Source organism: Novosphingobium sp. (genome assembly GCF_040079535.1).
GTDB lineage: Bacteria > Pseudomonadota > Alphaproteobacteria > Sphingomonadales > Sphingomonadaceae > Novosphingobium.
In genome coordinates this window covers 1-15,672 of sequence record NZ_JBEBKB010000025.1, presented here as the reverse complement: position 1 = coordinate 15,672, position 15,672 = coordinate 1, and the positions used below count along the sequence as shown (strand labels likewise).

Annotated in this window: 12 protein-coding genes and 1 tRNA gene; 1 reads left to right on the top strand and 12 read right to left on the bottom strand. The window is 61.5% G+C overall.

Annotated features, from left to right (window positions below):
- Position 1: 1 nt before the first annotated feature.
- The 10 genes from ABL914_RS09235 to ABL914_RS09190 all read right to left on the bottom strand — a co-directional run bounded on the left by ABL914_RS09235 (position 2) and on the right by ABL914_RS09190 (position 11,402).
- Positions 2–946: a family 16 glycosylhydrolase gene (locus tag ABL914_RS09235; RefSeq protein ID WP_391562892.1), complete on the bottom strand. Its 945-nt coding sequence runs from the start codon at positions 944–946 to the stop codon at positions 2–4.
- On the bottom strand, positions 943–2,442 hold the full coding sequence (locus ABL914_RS09230; protein ID WP_391562891.1) for a tryptophan halogenase family protein: 1,500 nt from the start codon (positions 2,440–2,442) through the stop codon (positions 943–945). Before ABL914_RS09230 ends, ABL914_RS09235 begins: the two co-directional genes overlap by 4 nt.
- Entirely contained in the window at positions 2,439–3,464 is a 1,026-nt protein-coding gene (locus ABL914_RS09225) for a cupin-like domain-containing protein (protein ID WP_391562890.1), read from the bottom strand. Before ABL914_RS09225 ends, ABL914_RS09230 begins: the two co-directional genes overlap by 4 nt.
- Positions 3,457–4,173 carry a SapC family protein gene (locus ABL914_RS09220; RefSeq protein ID WP_391562889.1) on the bottom strand — a complete coding sequence of 239 codons (717 nt, stop codon included), beginning with the start codon at positions 4,171–4,173 and terminating at the stop codon, positions 3,457–3,459. Before ABL914_RS09220 ends, ABL914_RS09225 begins: the two co-directional genes overlap by 8 nt.
- A gap of 26 nt (positions 4,174–4,199) precedes the next feature.
- Positions 4,200–5,717 carry a tryptophan halogenase family protein gene (locus tag ABL914_RS09215; protein WP_391562888.1) on the bottom strand — a complete coding sequence of 506 codons (1,518 nt, stop codon included), beginning with the start codon at positions 5,715–5,717 and terminating at the stop codon, positions 4,200–4,202.
- A 103-nt stretch (positions 5,718–5,820) separates the two neighbouring features.
- Positions 5,821–8,805 (bottom strand): TonB-dependent receptor, encoded by a 2,985-nt coding sequence (locus tag ABL914_RS09210; protein WP_391562887.1) that lies wholly within the window; start codon positions 8,803–8,805, stop codon positions 5,821–5,823.
- A 262-nt stretch (positions 8,806–9,067) separates the two neighbouring features.
- A tRNA-Lys gene (locus tag ABL914_RS09205) sits at positions 9,068–9,143 on the bottom strand.
- Between the two features lie 38 nt (positions 9,144–9,181).
- Positions 9,182–9,676, bottom strand: a complete 495-nt coding sequence (gene folK / locus ABL914_RS09200) for a 2-amino-4-hydroxy-6-hydroxymethyldihydropteridine diphosphokinase (protein ID WP_391562886.1) — start codon at positions 9,674–9,676, stop codon at positions 9,182–9,184.
- 3 nt (positions 9,677–9,679) lie between these two features.
- Positions 9,680–10,531: an N-carbamoylputrescine amidase gene (aguB, locus tag ABL914_RS09195; RefSeq protein ID WP_391562885.1), complete on the bottom strand. Its 852-nt coding sequence runs from the start codon at positions 10,529–10,531 to the stop codon at positions 9,680–9,682.
- 13 nt (positions 10,532–10,544) lie between these two features.
- Positions 10,545–11,402, bottom strand: coding sequence for a class I SAM-dependent methyltransferase (locus tag ABL914_RS09190; RefSeq protein WP_391562884.1), 858 nt, complete (start codon positions 11,400–11,402; stop codon positions 10,545–10,547).
- A gap of 109 nt (positions 11,403–11,511) precedes the next feature.
- Between ABL914_RS09190 and msrA the strand changes: the two genes are divergently transcribed.
- Complete coding sequence (gene msrA / locus ABL914_RS09185; RefSeq protein ID WP_391562883.1) at positions 11,512–12,039, top strand: peptide-methionine (S)-S-oxide reductase MsrA; 528 nt, start codon at positions 11,512–11,514, stop codon at positions 12,037–12,039.
- Between the two features lie 19 nt (positions 12,040–12,058).
- On the opposite strand, the gene ABL914_RS09180 is transcribed toward msrA, so the two are convergent.
- Both ABL914_RS09180 and ABL914_RS09175 read right to left on the bottom strand, forming a co-directional pair.
- The gene (locus ABL914_RS09180) at positions 12,059–14,188 is read right to left on the bottom strand and encodes a penicillin acylase family protein (RefSeq protein WP_391562882.1); all 2,130 of its coding nucleotides are present in this window, start codon (positions 14,186–14,188) and stop codon (positions 12,059–12,061) included.
- A 60-nt stretch (positions 14,189–14,248) separates the two neighbouring features.
- A complete protein-coding gene (locus tag ABL914_RS09175) occupies positions 14,249–15,493 on the bottom strand; it encodes an RsmB/NOP family class I SAM-dependent RNA methyltransferase (RefSeq protein WP_391562881.1) in 1,245 nt (414 codons plus the stop codon).
- Positions 15,494–15,672: the final 179 nt, after the last annotated feature.

Below are 15,672 nucleotides of genomic sequence, written 5' to 3'. Positions count from 1 at the left end.
GCTAATTGCCCCCGGTCTTCACCGACCCTGCGGGGGCCCTAGCGCCGATGACAGGCTTTTGCCAGACGCGAACCCAATCCACTTCCATCCGTTTGGGATAGCCATCGTTGCGCACCCCGCCCAGCCCGCGCCCTTCGGGCAGCTTGCCGCCGATTGCCAGATTGAGGATCAGATGAAACGGCTGATCGAATGGAGCCCCCGGGGTCTTGGATCCGGCAGTAAACCATTCACCAGCCTTGCGTTCGGCATAGCTGCGGCCATCGACCTGCCAGATGATCCGATCCGCAAACCATTCAACCGCATAAGTGTGAAACCCGTCCAGCACTTCGAGAAAGCCGATTTCCGTGCCAGCCTGCGTGTTGCCGGGCGGCTTGGCACCGAAATGAATTGTGCCAAAAATCGTGTTCTCGCGCCCGCCTGGACACTTGGTGCAGATCACCCCAAGGTTGACGGCTTCCAGGATATCGATCTCGCCCGAAGCAGCCCAGGGGCCATACCGGGTTTTTTCTGGCAGCATCCAGATTGCCGGCCAGGTGCCTTGGCCCTGCGGCAACCTGGCGCGCACTTCGATCCGGCCATACTGCCACGAAGCCCGCCCCCGGGTGGTCAGCCGCGCCGATGAAAAATCACGGGTCGCCTCTCTGTCACCTTGGGAAGACTGGCGGCGCAACTGCAATGGCAGCGCCGCGCCTGTGGTGCGTTCATAGCGGGCGGTGATCACCAGCTTGCCGTCTTCGATCGCTGCATTGCGCCCGCTTTTGGTATAGCACTGCCGCTCGTCATTGCCGCCGCCCCAGCAATCGGCATCGAAGCCCCACTTGCGCTTGTCGATCGACGGGCCATCGAACTCGTCAGCCCAGACCAAAGCCCAGCCGGGCTCTGCGCGCGATGCGCTGGAAAGTGCCAGCGTTGCCAGCAGAGCCAGCGCGGACAGGGTCCGCTTCATGCTGGCGCTTCTTCCTTGGCGGCGCAATAACCGGAAATGTAATCCATCTGCTGCGGCAGTCCCGCCACGGTCTCGCTAACCGAACTGCGCAGCGCGGTCAGGAACCGGTCCAGCTCGTCCTGGCGCAGCTTGTCTGCCACCGGGTGATGGCTGTTCGGCATGATCCCCTGCCCCAGCATCACCTGGATCCAGCTGTTCTCGGCAAACAGTTCCTCGTTCTTGCGGAACACGCGGGCCGTTTCGCGGAACAGCTCGATTTTCTGTTCAAGGCTGTCTGGGATCGCCATCTCGGCGCATTGGCGCCAAAAGGCGCTGTCGCGGCGATTGGTGACCTTATAGTGCAGGATCAGGAAATCGCGGATCTGCTCCATGTCGGTAAAGGTCTGCTCGTTGAATTCGGTCACATCGCGCTGGCTGACAGGCCCGCCCGGCAGCATCCGGATCAGCCGCAGCACGGCGCGCTGAATCAGATGGATCGAAGTTGATTCAAGCGGTTCCATGAACCCGCCCGAAAGCCCCATCGCCACACAATTCCTGTGCCACTGTTTGCGCCGCACCCCGGTGCGATAGGCGATCACATTGGGCTGGGTCAGAACGGTCCCCTCTACCGAACCCAGCAGCCGCTCAAGCGCGGCTTCGCGGTCCAGATAGCGGCTGCAATAGACGATCCCATTGCCCTGCCGGTGCTGCAGCGGAATACGCCATTGCCACCCGGAATCATGCGCGATCGCCCGGGTATAGGGAATGGCCGGGCGGACACTGGCGGTCTGCACTGCAATTGCGCTGTCGCACGGCAGATAGTGGGTCCAGTCATCAAAACCGGCGTGCAGCGCGCCTTCGATCAACAAGGCGCGAAATCCTGTGCAATCGAGGAACAGATCACCCTCGATCCGGCGATCACCATCCAACAGCAACGCAGCGATATCCCCGCTTGCGCTGTCTAGTTCAACCTGGACAATCCGCCCTTCGATCCGCTTTGCCCCATCGCCCTCTGCTTTTTTGCGCAGGAATTGGGCATAGAGCGCGCTGTCGAGCTGGTAGGCATAGTTCATCCGGTCATCCGGCAGATGCGCAAACTTGCCTTCCAGCGCGGCTTTCAGTTCAAGGCTGTATTCGTCATAGCTATCCAGATGACCGCGCTTCAGCCCGCTTAGCCAGAAATGCTGGAACCCGGCCGACCAGTGATCCTTGCCGGCCGCGCCGAACGAATGGAAATAGCTTTCACCCACGTCCTTCCAGTTTTCAAACTTGATCCCGAGCTTGAAAGTGGCCTGGGTGGCGCGCATGAATTCGGCTTCGTTGATACCCAGCAGCCGGTTGAACAACAGCAGCGGCGGGATCGTGCTTTCACCCACCCCAATTGTACCGATTGCATCGCTTTCAACCAGGGTCAGATCAATCACCGAACCCAGCGTGTTTGCCAGCGCGGCGGCTGCCATCCATCCGGCGGTGCCGCCGCCAGCAACCACAACGCGCAGCTTGGGGGCCTGGTTCATCGCGACAATCCTCTTAGCAATTTGGCTTTGATCTGGCCCGCAGTTTCAGCGCTGAGCGGACCCAGCACCCCGCGCGCATGATCGGGCAGGTGCGCATTGGCTTCACTGCCGCCCGAAAATACATAGTGCTCGAACTGTTCACGCCAACACGCGCGGGCCGCATCGGGCAGATCGCGGATCGCCAGAATCGCATGATACAGCGCATCTTCGGGCTGTCCTAAAAAGGCCGGGACATCGCGCCACCAATAGTTGACCAGCACGTTGAATGCCGCCTGCCCTTCAACATGGTGCCACCACAGCGATGGCACATGGATCGCATCGCCAGGCTCCAGATCAGCCACCAGCGCGTGGTCCAATGCCTGTGCAAAACGCGGGTGGGCTGCCAGATCAGGAGCCCGGAAATCAACCATGCTGACCGGCCGACCAGCCGGGGTGTTATCAAGCGGGCCGGGATATAGGTTTGTCATCTGCCCCGGCGGGAATACTATAAACCGCCGCTTGCCCGCAGCACAGACCGCCAGATTGTCAGGAACATCATTGTGCGCGGCGATCCGGGTGCGATTGCCGATCCAGATACTGGTAATCGGTTCGCGGTCTCCCAGCGGCAGTGCATTGGCTGCGCCAAGCCCATTGAAGTAGGCTTCAACATCAACTGACGATAAATAGATCACCGGGGCATCGCGCTTGTCCGCATTGGCGATTATTCCGCCCAGGATCGCGTCCAGCGGGCCCTGCGCCATCTGGAAATTCACGTCCATCGCGGCATCGTAGAACAATCGGTCACCGCCGCCGGGCTGGCCAATGTTGACCGGGAACTGCCGATCACGGGCATGGCTGACAAGGTAATCCTTCACCGCCGCTGCACCGTGCAGCGCGGCTTGAACCAGCGGCCAGTGTGCCGCAAGGCCGCGCACCACGAACGGTTCACGCGCATCGCGAAGCGCTTGATCCAGCCCGGACTGATCCAGCGCCAGCTCGGCCACTTTGGGCAGCCCGGTCAAGATATCGGGCTGCTCAGCCATGGCCTTTGCGGTTCTTGCGGCGGACCAATTTGCCCAGGTTGCCAAGCGATGCCACCGCGAAATAGAGCGGCCCAAGATGTCCAGCAGCATAAAGTTCAGCCAGAATGCCCGGCTCCAGCGCAGCCAGCGCTTCCTCGTTGACGATGTTGTAGCCGACCAGCCGGTGCATTGCTCCGCTATCCAGCGTGACATCCATCGAAAACGGTTCAAGCAGTTCATAACGTTCGACAGCGGCAAAGAAATCTGTGCTGGCACGGTAGCCATCATCCAGTGCGCCCAGCATCTCGATCGCTTCTTCCAGGAACGGCGTGGGCCGTCCTTCACCATCGAACACGCGGATCCCCTCATCGCCAGCAGCGATCCGTGGATGGGCCATATCAATATGAACTTGCGCCGGGCCATCACCCTGCGCTGGCCGGCCAATCAGGAACGGCTGCACTGCCAACGATAGCGGGCGGCAGGCGGCATCCCAGCGCGTACCATCCAGATACAGATTTTCGCCCGGCTCAAACCCCAGCAACGCCAATGCAGACCAGCTGGCGGTGGCCGGATCACGGCGGAACAGCAGCGGGAATTCGCAGGCCAGCCGGCGAAACTCCGCCGGTACTGCCAGCGCGGCCATCACCCCATCGCCCAGATCGGTCCCGGCCTCTGCACGGATCCGCAGCTGGGCGTGGGCTTCGGGGGTCAGAATCTGATGCTGGCTCATTGCAGTGGTTCCGGTTCAAAAGGTGATCAGGCCGTTTGCACGGTCAAGGCATCAAGGTAGGCGCGGTTGCCCGGCAGGCCCGCTCGCAACCTGCGCGAACGATCCTGCACTTCGGCCAGCTGCGCCGCGGCGTCCGCCCCCGGCATGCCCCGCAAGGGAGGCGGGGGAAAGCCCATGCCATAAAGCACATAGTGCTGGCTGGCAGCAGAGAAGATTTCATCAACCTGCGGAAAATCCCAGCTCGACGGCGGCTGATCGCGCCACAGCATCAGGCTTTGCGCCAGCCGCGCCGGAACGCTGCCGGGATCGCGCTGGGCCTGCCAATAAGGTTCCGTGCGGCGGCTAAGCAGATAGTGCAACTTCAGGAATTCGACGATCCGATCCCAGCGATAGCGGAACAGCGTGTTGAACCGTTCGGCATGAATATCCATCGCGCTGCGGCTGGCCGGAAAATTCTCGGTCAGGGCGCGCAGCGACAGTTCGATCAGCACAATCGCCGATGCTTCAAGCGGTTCGATAAATCCGGCTGAAAGCCCGATCGCCAGGCAATTCCCCCGCCAGAACTGGGCCCGGTGGCCGGTCGAAAAGCGAAGCTTGCGCGGGATCATCGTGGATCGATCAATCTGCGGTAGCTGCTGGCCGATATAGTCAAACAGCACGTCTTCGGCCCGATCATCGTCCAGAAACAGCGAAGAATAGACACAGCCAATTCCGCGGCGGCCCGGCAGGGCGATATCCCACAGCCATCCAGCCCGGTGCGCGGTGCCGATTGTCTGCGATGCAATGACGCTGCCAGGCTGCACCGGGACCTGCAGGGCAAGCGCGCGATCGTTGAATGAAACATCGGACCGGTCAATCCAGTCGGCGCCGCAATGACCGCCGATCAGAAGTGCAGTCTGGCCGCTGCAATCGATGAACAGGTCCGCTGTCACCGCAGTGCCATCATCCAGATGCAAGGCTGCGATATCGCCGTTTTCTGCGGCTGCCACACCAGTCACGGTCGCCTGACGCAGCATTACGCCAAGCCGCGCGGTGCCGTGGCGCGCGAGCAGCGCAGCAAATTTTGCGGCATCAAGGTGATAGCCGTAATTTAGCGCCCCGGCATAGTCTGGCATCGCCCGCTGGCGCGGCGCCAGATCTTCGCCGCAGACGGCTGCCTGCGCGGTCATCGCGGTGGCAAAATCGGCAGAATCCGCTTTCGCCTGCCAAGCGGACAACAGATCGCGCATGTCGCCCGCTGGGGGCTGGGTAAATGGATGGAGGTAGCTTTCGCCAGCCGCACCGGTCAGCCAGCCATCAAACCGCGAACCTTGTTTGAACGAGGCATCGCAGGCGATCAAGAATTCGCCTTCCGAAATCCCGATCGATGCCAGCGTATCGCGCATCGTCGGCCAGGTCCCTTCGCCCACACCGATGGCCGGGATATCAGGGGATTCGATCAGGGTTATCGCCAGATCGGGCCGTTTCGCGGCAAGCACGCAGGCTGATAGCCAGCCGGCCGTTCCGCCGCCGACAATTGCCACCTGCCTGATTGCGTTTTCCACCCGGCCCACCTTCCAAGTTTACCTGGCCCCGATACGGATTGAGAGCCGCATCACCAAGGATACGGCTCTCAATCTGTTTTGATCAGGGATCAAGCCAAACCGATCAGAAGTTCAGTCGGAACCCTGCCGAATAGCGGCCATACCCAGGTGCCGCGAAGAACACCGTCTGGTCGTTGCGCATGTGGCCGCTGCGATCCGCATTGGTCACGTTGATGCCTTCGACGAAGACCGTATAGCCCTTCTTGATTTCCCAGCTCGCGCTGATATCGAACTGGCCATAGGCATTGGTGTAATACGGATCGAAGCCATAGCCGCCCAGGAATTCCGCCCGCCAGTTATAGGCTACGCGGAACTGGATGCCGTTCTTGTCGTAATAGACCACGGCGTTGGCGCTATCGCTTACCCCGTTGATCGCAAACTGCGTTACTGTGTAGCGCTGGGTGTTATCGAACTTGGTATCGCTGCGCACGATCGTGTAGTTCAGGATCGCACCGAAGCCGGTATCCCAGAACGAATGCTGGATCGCAAATTCCCAGCCCCACAGCTTGGCAACCTTGTCCGAATTGCCCGGACGCGTGGTGGTGAACTGCACCAGCGGATCGCCCGCCTGGCCCAGAATACCGCGCGGCACCGCGCCGCTGAATTCAACCACGCTGGGGTTGTTGACCGCAAGCCAGGCCAGGATCTGGGCAAAGGTGGGCGTTCCGCCCAGCGCCGTACGCGCCTGATTTGCAGCCGCGCCGGTTGACGGGTTGGTCAGGTTGAACAGCGGCTCCTGAACCGTGGTGTTAGCGATGAAGTTGCGCACATCCTTGTGGAAGAAGCCCACTGAAATGTAGCTTTCAGGGCCATAGAACCATTCAGCCGAGGCATCGATGTTCTTGGACTTGTAGGGGATCAGCCCCGGATTGCCGCTGCCGCCGGTGCTGCCGCCGCCCGGCCGCAAAGGCTGGTTAACGGTGATGCCGCCTTGCATGCTGGCATAGTCCGGACGGGTGATGGTGTGGCTGTAGGATAGCCGCATCTTCACATCGCGCATCGGGCTGATGTCAAAATCGATGGCCGGCAGCCAGTTCTGATAATGCCCGCGCAGCGTGCTGAAATCGGACTGACCGCCAAAGATCAGGCCGATTTCGTTGTCCGAAACCCAGCTGGTCTGGGTTGGGATCGGAACCAGCGCCGAAGAACTGATGTCGGTCGCTTCATAACGAACGCCCAGCCGCAGCTTGGTTGGCATATCGCCCAGATCAAACGAGAGCAGAGCCTGCGCATAAGGCGCGATGCTTTGTTCGGTAATCCGCCGGTCGGCCTGGAAATTGGCCAGGCAGGTGCCGGTGGCTGCCGATCCGGTCCACGGGCTTGAGCATACGCCGATTTGGCTTTCCAGCAGATTGATCAGGCCAACGGTGTCGATCTGGAAGAAATTGGGAAGGATGTTGGTGCCGTTCGAACCGTTCATCCCGGCCAGCTGTTCTGGCAGACCGGCCAGGGTATAAAGCGTATCGGGGGTTTGGCCCGCCGTCAGCGTGCCGCCCCAGCTATCGCTCTGGATAAAGCCATAGGCCGAACGCACCCTGTTGTCGGTATAGGTGACGCCGAAATCAAGGCTATCGACAATCCCGGCATCGAAATCATAGCCGCCGCGCAGCGCCACTTCGTTGATCCGGTCGTGCATGTAGGCGTTGCGGAACGCGTTGCCCGAAGGACGGATGTTCGCCGCGTTAAGCTCGCTGCCAGGATACATGTTGACCGAAATCACCGGCATCGCCGTGGTGAAATCAACCGTCTGGTTGCGCACGCCATAGATCGCGCTGCCAACAGCGATGTTGCTGCCATAGGGCGAGGTCGGCTTGCTTTCTGCGGTTGAATGGTGCGCATCGAATTCGAACCACAGGCCGTTGTCGCCCTTCCAGCGAGTGTTGAAACCGATGGACTGGTTGACCGAACGGTTAGCGGCCAATGCACCGGTAATCGCCAGATCCTTGCCATCGCCTGCCCCGAACGCTTCGGAATAGAAGTTGGCGCCCGCCGCCGGGCCATCGGTCCAGCTGCTGGTGGTGTTGTTGTGGTTGAACCACACCCCGATGCTGTTGGTGCGGGCATCGATGGTATTCTGTGAATAGGTGTAATCCAGCGTCATGCTCAACGTATCGGTCGGCTTGATCTGCAGCACAGCCTGGCCGTTGATCCGTTCACGCTCGATATCGGTGAAATCATAGCTGGCGTTCTGGGTTACCTGATAGACATCCGTGGCATCAGGATGATTGGTGACCTGGCCAAAATTGCCGCGCCAATCGTTGGCATCAACCGGCAGCGAGCCCCAGTTGTTTTCATTGCCCAGATAGCCTTCGCGCCATCCGGCATTGAACTGCGCCATGCTGGCTTTGCGCTTCTGATATGATCCGCTGATCAGGATCCCGATCGTGTCGTCGTTGAAGGTCTGGCTGACAATGCCCGAAATTTCCGGGGTGATCTGGGTACCTTCAAAGCTGTGATCGATCACACCCTTGACGCCCAGGCTGCCCTGGAAGCCAGCGCGATCAAGCGGACGCGGGGTGATGATGTTGATCACCGATCCGATCCCGCCAGTCGTCAGGTTGGCCCGACCAGACTTGTAGATTTCCACCCCGGCGATGCTTTCAGCCGCAAGGTTGGCAAAATCAAAGCTGCGCGATGCAGGCGCTTCGCAGCAGCTGCCCAGGCCCGAAGCCGGCATCTGACGGCCATTGAGCAACACCAGATTGAAATCGGGGCCAAACCCGCGGACCGTGACCTTGGAACCTTCGCCGCTGTTCCGATCGATCGAAACACCAGTAATGCGCTGGAGCGATTCGGCCAGGTTGGTATCGGGGAATTTGCCCATTTCTTCAGCCGAGATCGAATCAACCACGCCAACCGCATCACGCTTGGTCCGCAGTGAATTGCGCAAACTGGCCCGAATCCCGGTAACAATGATGTCTCCGGCCTGGGGCTCATCAGCCGCCGGTGCGGCATCTTGCGCCATCGCCGGCTGCGCCGCGAGGCCCATTGCCAGCAACGAAGCCCCGAACAACATCCGCCCAGCCAAACGCTTGCGCAGTCCCGTCATTTTTCGATTCCCTCCCCGAAATGCCTGCATCTTAAAAGCATGCAATGCACCAATGTGAACGTTCACCTAAATGATAACGTTCACTTCGTCAACACCCGCACTGTCTGCGTGCAAGGCCCAGCCGGGCTGCAAGGATAGGTTTGCAAAGGCGCAGGTGCCAGCGGGCATGGCGTTCCGCAAATCAAGGCGCGGACCGCAGGCCAGAGCAATGCCAAATCCAGCGGCAACGCCGCCCAGCATCGCCGATGCCATTGATAAAACGTGGTGAGCCCTGCTGGGTTCGAACCAGCGACCTACTGATTAAAAGTCAGTTGCTCTACCGACTGAGCTAAGGGCCCGACCACGCGGGCTCACCTAGGGATGCGGGGGCCGCTGGTCAAGCGCGCAGCGGCGCTGATCGCCGCAAACGGGCGCCAAGGTGCCGCACGGTGAGATTGCTGACCGGATCGCGCCAATCGGGTACCACCACAGCGGCTGGCTCAAGCACGAAATGGCGCTCTCGAAACAGCGGATGGGGCACGTTGAGGCCAGGCGTGGACCAGGCCCCGCCGCTCCACAGCACGATATCAAGATCAAGCACCCGGCTGGTCCAGCGCTGGCCGCCTGGGCGGCGGCCAAAAGCGCGCTCAATCGACTGCAATTCGGCCAGCAGGGGTTGGGGATCAAGCGGCGTTTCGATCAGGGCTGCGCTGTTGGCATAGCGCCGCAATGATGGGCCAACCGCCGCACTGCGCAGCACCGGCGCGGCTGCCAGCACGGCTATCCCGCGCGGTGCCAACGCGGCCAGTGCGGCAGCCAGCACGCGTTCTGGCCGACCGTGGCGATGGTGGCGCACGTTGGAACCCAGCGCGATCAGATAGCGCTGGCGCATGGCTCAGATATCCTCGGCAATCCGCCCGTAAAGCTGCGGGCGGCGATCGCGAAAGAAACCCATTCCGGCGCGGTGGGTTGCAGCACGCCCAAGATCGAGCCGGTGGACCAACACCCCGCTTTCGCCTGCACCGAATGCTTCCACCAGATCGCCCCACTCATCGCAAATAAACGAATGGCCGTAAAAGCTTTGCCCAGCTTCAACGCCGATCCGATTGGCCGCGATCACCGGCATGCAATTGGATACAGCATGGCCTTGCATCGCCCGGCGCCACATCCGGCTGGTATCCAGCCCGGCATCATAGGGTTCGGATCCGATTGCGGTGGGATAAAACAGAACCTCAGCCCCCATCAGCGCCATCACCCGCGCACATTCGGGATACCACTGGTCCCAGCAGATCCCCACGCCAATCCGCGCGCCGAAAACCGACCAGACTTTGAAGCCATCGTTACCGGGACGGAAATAGTACTTTTCTTCATACCCAGGCCCATCGGGGATATGGCTTTTGCGGTAAGTGCCGATGATTTGCCCATCGGGCCCGATCATCGCCACCGTGTTGTAATAGTGGTGCCCGTCGCGTTCAAAAAAGCTGGTCGGGATCGCAATTCTGAGCCCCGCCGCCAAAGCCTGCATCGCACGGACCGAAGGATGCTCGGCAGTTGGCCGGGCCAAGGCGAACAGCGCCTCATCTTCCACAGTGCAGAAATAGGGCCCGGAGAACAGCTCAGGCGGCAGCACCAGCTGCGCGCCCTTTGCCGCGGCCTCCTCGACCAGTTCAGAAACCGCGGCGATGTTCTCTGCCTCGTCAGCAGAGCCCAGTTCAAGCTGCAACGCAGCGACGGTGAGAATGCTCATCCGCCGCCCACTATCATTTGCGCTTGCGGAACAACAGCGTCATCCGGTCAGATTCGCCAATCTCGGTCAGACGGGCCTTTTCAGCGGGATCGGTCACACCCGAAAGGTTTGGCGGCAAGGTCCACACGCCGCCCGGCCAGTTGGCGGGATCCTTCTTGTTGGCGTTGATTTCGCTTTTGCCAACCAGTTCAAACCCGCAAGCCTCGATCAGCGCGATCACATCCTGCTGGCGCAGATAGCCCATCGAGCCATCAAGGTAACTGGCCGGAGCCTTGCCATTGGCGCGGTGCTGTTCGATACCCAGCATTCCGTCCTTGCCCAGCAGGCTCCACACCGTGGCCAGTTCGCGGCGCAGCAGGTCCGTCCGCCACAGGTTGTGCATTTCGCGCATGATCAGCACCCGATCAACCTTGCCCTTTAGATCGGCCGGCACATCATCGCTGTTCCAGGCATCGATTGTCCCGGTCCCGGTCATCCCGGCAAACCACGGCGCGGCCAACGCCGGGAAGGATTGGTGGGCGTTGGCAAAATTGGCCTTCATCCTGTCACTGCCAGCACGAACATCGGGGTTGAGCCCGATGTAACGGCCCTTTTCGCCCAGATAGGGCACCAGCACCCGGGCATACCAGCCGCTTGATGGCATGTAATCGATCACCGTCATCCCCGGCTTGACCTTGAAGAAGGTCAGCGTTTCCGCCGGATGGCGGTATTGATCGCGGACCCGGTCACTATCGCGGCGCGGATCGGCCAGCACCACGGCCAGCCGCTGGGCATCGGTCACCTTGTTACCGGCTTGGGCTGGGCTGTGTAACCCAACCGCCAGCGGAACCGAAAGAGCCAGAGCCGAAAGGGCAAGCATCGTGCGGCGCATCGCGAAAATCCTCCTGTTTACAATTGCCGCGCAAACTAGCGCACGCGCAGGCGATGACAAGGGCGGCGTTGATGTCTATCTAGATTGCAACAACAAAGGAGTTTGATACGTGGCTGAAGCGATCCTGGCAGGCGGGTGTTTCTGGTGCACCGAAGCGGTGTTTGGCCAGCTGGCGGGCGTCAGCAAGGTGGAAAGCGGCTATATCGGCGGGCCGGGCGTTGCACCCACCTATAAACAGGTCTGCACTGGCACCACCGGCCACGCCGAAGCGATCCGGGTGACTTATGATCCGGCCACGATCAGTTATGCCGATCTGCTCGATGTGTTCTTCGTGACCCACAATCCCACCCAATTGAACCGCCAGGGCGGCGATGTGGGCACACAATATCGCTCAGCCGTGTTTCTGGTGGACGGCACCGAACGCGCCGAAATCGAAGCCGCGATTGTGCGGGCAAAGGCCGATCACGCAGAGCCCATCGTCACCACAATCGAAGGCCCCGCCCCGTGGTGGCCGGCTGAGGATTACCATCAGGAATATTGGCAGGGCGAAGGCCAGCGCAATTCATACTGCATGGCAGTGATCCCGCCAAAGTTGGCGAAATTGCGCAAGGGGTTTGCGGAACGGCTGAAGGGGTGAAAAATATGGTGGCTCAATTTTAGCCACCCTTCACCACTTTCACGCCCTCAACATGCCCCTTCAGATCCTCAGGGTAAAAGTACACCGGCCTGAGGTTCCCCGACACATAGCGCCCCACCTGATCGCCGAAGTGCGGTGAGGCCGGGTTGCCGCTTTCACCGCCGTCCGTCACCGCCCGCGCCTTCACCTTTGGGCCGAATTCCACCACGGCGACAAAGCTGTTGCCATAGGTGCCGTAGAACCGCCTGGTTCCCGGATAGCGCTGCGCCCCGAAGGCCGCGAGCGAGCCCCAGTTGGCTGAGGCGAACATCACCGGGACGCTCGGTCTGGCATCATCAAAGGTCTGCTTGATCGCGGCGTCGTTGCGCTGATAGCGGTTGATTTCGCCCCACGGCACTTGCCACGATCCGAAGTCTGCGGTGAGGCGCGCCAGGGCATCATCCAGCGCGGCGAGGCGATCGGCGTCGGTGGCCCGGGTGCTGAGCCAGACATACATCGACACGCCTTCCTGCTCCGCCCGGGCTTTGCCGCGTTCCCACAGCGCCTCGCCCCAGAACACCGCCAGGCTGGTCTCGGTGGAGGCGGTGCTCCACTTGCAGTCCCATTCCTTTAGCATTGCAACCGCCGCCGCGCGCTTTGGATCGGGCGCCGCCGCATCGGCCCTGACCAGCGCCGGGATCAGCTCGGCGAAGGTCGAAAGCCACGGATCGTAAGCCGCACTGACCAGGCTATCGAGCGTGAAATTGGGTTGGCCATTCAGCACCGCCAGCGCATGGGCGGTGCGTGGTTGGCGGCCTTCGCTATCGGCATAGCGGGGATAGGCAGCCTGTTTCGGGCTGTCCTTGCCCGCCGCCCACCACGGCGCGTCGTTGACGTTCATCACCCAGCCGTTCGCCGGGTTCACCACTTGCGGCAGCGCGGACAGCGGGTGCAGGCCCTTCCAGTCGGTCGCCGGATCGCTGCCATCGACCGGCTTGGTATAATCAAACTCCGCCGAGCGGATCGGCAGGAACTGCGGGTGGAAATAGGCGTATTCGCCTTTGTTGCTGGCGAACAGGGTGTTGTTTGAACTGTTCGCCTTGAGCAGGCCAACCTTGCTAAACTGGGCCACCGAACGGACCTTGGTGCGCAAAAAGCTTTGCTGAAGCGCGGCCGGCGGCTTGTTCATCAGCGCAAAGGCGATCCACTTGCCCGCCTTTTCGCCGACAATTGGGCCATGGTGCGTGGAATATGTGGTGAAGGTGCGTTGGCCCAGCGATCCATCGGCTTTGCGGAAGGCCAGCGTGATCGGCTTCTGCTTCACCGCGCGCGCCGCTTTGCCATAGCGATAGGTGTAGCCGCCGCCGGGCCGCTGCTTCACTGTCTCGGCGAATTCATCGACGTTATCGACCCCGCTGGAAGTATGCATCCAGCCCGCTGCGTCATTGAAGCCCTGATAGATGAAGAACTGCCCCCAGGTGACCGCACCATAGGCATTGAGGCCCGCATCGCTTTGCACCTGCATTTCCGAGCGGAAGAAGAAGCTGGTGTGCGGGTTTATCAGCAGCAAGGGGTTGCCGCTCTTGCTGTGACTGGGGCCGATTGCAAAGCCGTTCGATCCGGCCGGTTCGCGGTAGGTCACCGCCCGCTCGGCCGCGGTCAATGAAATCTGCTTGCCGGTGTAGAAGGCTTCCAGCTGGCTGAGCGGGACATATTCGATATCACCGCCGATGCTGCCTTCGCTAAAACTCAGCGCCATCCACGGTTCGAAGTTAATGATGACCTTGGGCTTCACCTCAGGATGATCGGCCAGATACTGGTTGAGCCCCGCCGCCCAGGCCCGCATCAAGGCCTTCAGCCACGCCGGGCTGGAGGCATACTGACGCTGAAGATCAGCTGGATCGATGAACAGGCGCTGCCGCAGGTCAGACCAGATCGCACCTTCACCCTCAGCCTCGGCCAGCCGGCCCAGGTTGGTCAGGTAGTTCATTTCGATCCGATTGAAATCATCCTCGGCCTGGGCATAGATCATCCCGAACACCGCATCGGCATCGCTGCGCCCTTTTACGTGGGCGATGCCCCAATCGTCGCGGGTGATTGCCGCTTCATAGGCCAGCGCCGGGGCCGGCATGGCCAGTGCCAATGCGGTGAGCGAAAAAAGCAGGCGCATCGTTTGTCCCCCGATTGGCTATCGGGCGATAGTGCCAGCTTGGGCGGTGAGAGCAAGCGTTCAGTCGCGGCGCCAACGCGCCACGAAGAACCCATCAAGCCCGCCTGCATCGGCCAGCATCCCCGGATCGGTCCGCAACCAGCCTTCTGAAGTGGGGGCAAGGCCAGCCGGAAGTTCGGCTGCGCCAATCGGATCTGCGGCCAACCCGATTTTGGCGGCCTGCGCCTCGCCCTCATCGGCTTCGAGTGAGCAGACTGCATAGACCAGCTGCCCGCCCGGTTTGACCCAACTGGCCGCACGGCTGAGCAAGGCCGATTGCAATTCAGCCATCTCGGCAATCTGGCGCTGGCCGATCCGGTGGAGCACATCAGGATGGCGCCGGCAGGTGCCAGTAGCGCTGCACGGCGCATCAAGCAGCACCGCATCGAACAGCTCGTCCGGTTCCCAGCTGAGCGCATCGGCGGTGATTACCTGCGCGCTGAGGCCGGTGCGCTGAAGGTTTTCAGCCAACCGCTGAAGCCGCTTGGCACTGGCATCGATCGCCGTAACCTGCCACCCTGCCGCCGCCAGTTGCAGCGTCTTGCCGCCGGGCGCAGCGCACAGATCGAGCACGCGGCGGCCGCCCGATCCATTGGCCCCTGCGCTCAGCAGCTGGGCCGGGATGCTGGCGGCGAAATCCTGAACCCACCAGGTACCTTCGCTGAAGCCATCAAGGTTCTCCACCGCAGTTCCGCGAGGCAGCCGGATATGTCCCGGCCCAAATGAACTGCCGCCCAACCGCGCGGCCCATTCAGGCGTCGCGCCAGGATCGCGCAGCGAAAGATCGAGCGGCGGCAATGCCGCCAGCCCAGCGGCAATGGCCGGGGCACGGATGCCCCAGCGCGCCGCCACATCGCCAGGCAAAGTCGGCACCGCGGGCAGCGCCAGGCCGCGCTTGGTCAGGGTGGAGAACACCCCATGCGCTAGCCTTCTCGGGCCGCCGATCAGCAGCGGCAGGCCAGTGGCGATCACGGCATGAGGCGGGGTTTCCAGTCGCAGCCAGCCTGCCAGCATCAGCCGCAGCACCGAACGGACCTTGGCATCATCGGCCAGCACCAACCGGGTTGCGCTATCGATCATCACATCAAGATCGGTCAGCCAGCGCAGAACTTCACCGGCCAGCGCCCGCGCCAGCGCGCGATCGGCATGGCCCTTGATGCCCAGCAAAGCAGCATTTGCCGCCGCATCCATGGTTTCGCCCCGGCGCAGCACCGCATCGAGCAATTTGAGCGCACCCTTGCGCGCGGGAAGACCGGGAATATCCATTCGCGTCGCCCTAGCCCTTGGCCTCTGCGAGACAAAGCTCTAAGTCATACCAATGACACGCCGCGCCACCAAACGCCCTGCTGGCTTTCAGAAGCCCGCCCACTGGACCACCGATCCCGCGCCCCCGCCATTGCTCAACACGCCGGCTGATCCCTTGGCCAAGGGCATCGGCATAGTGG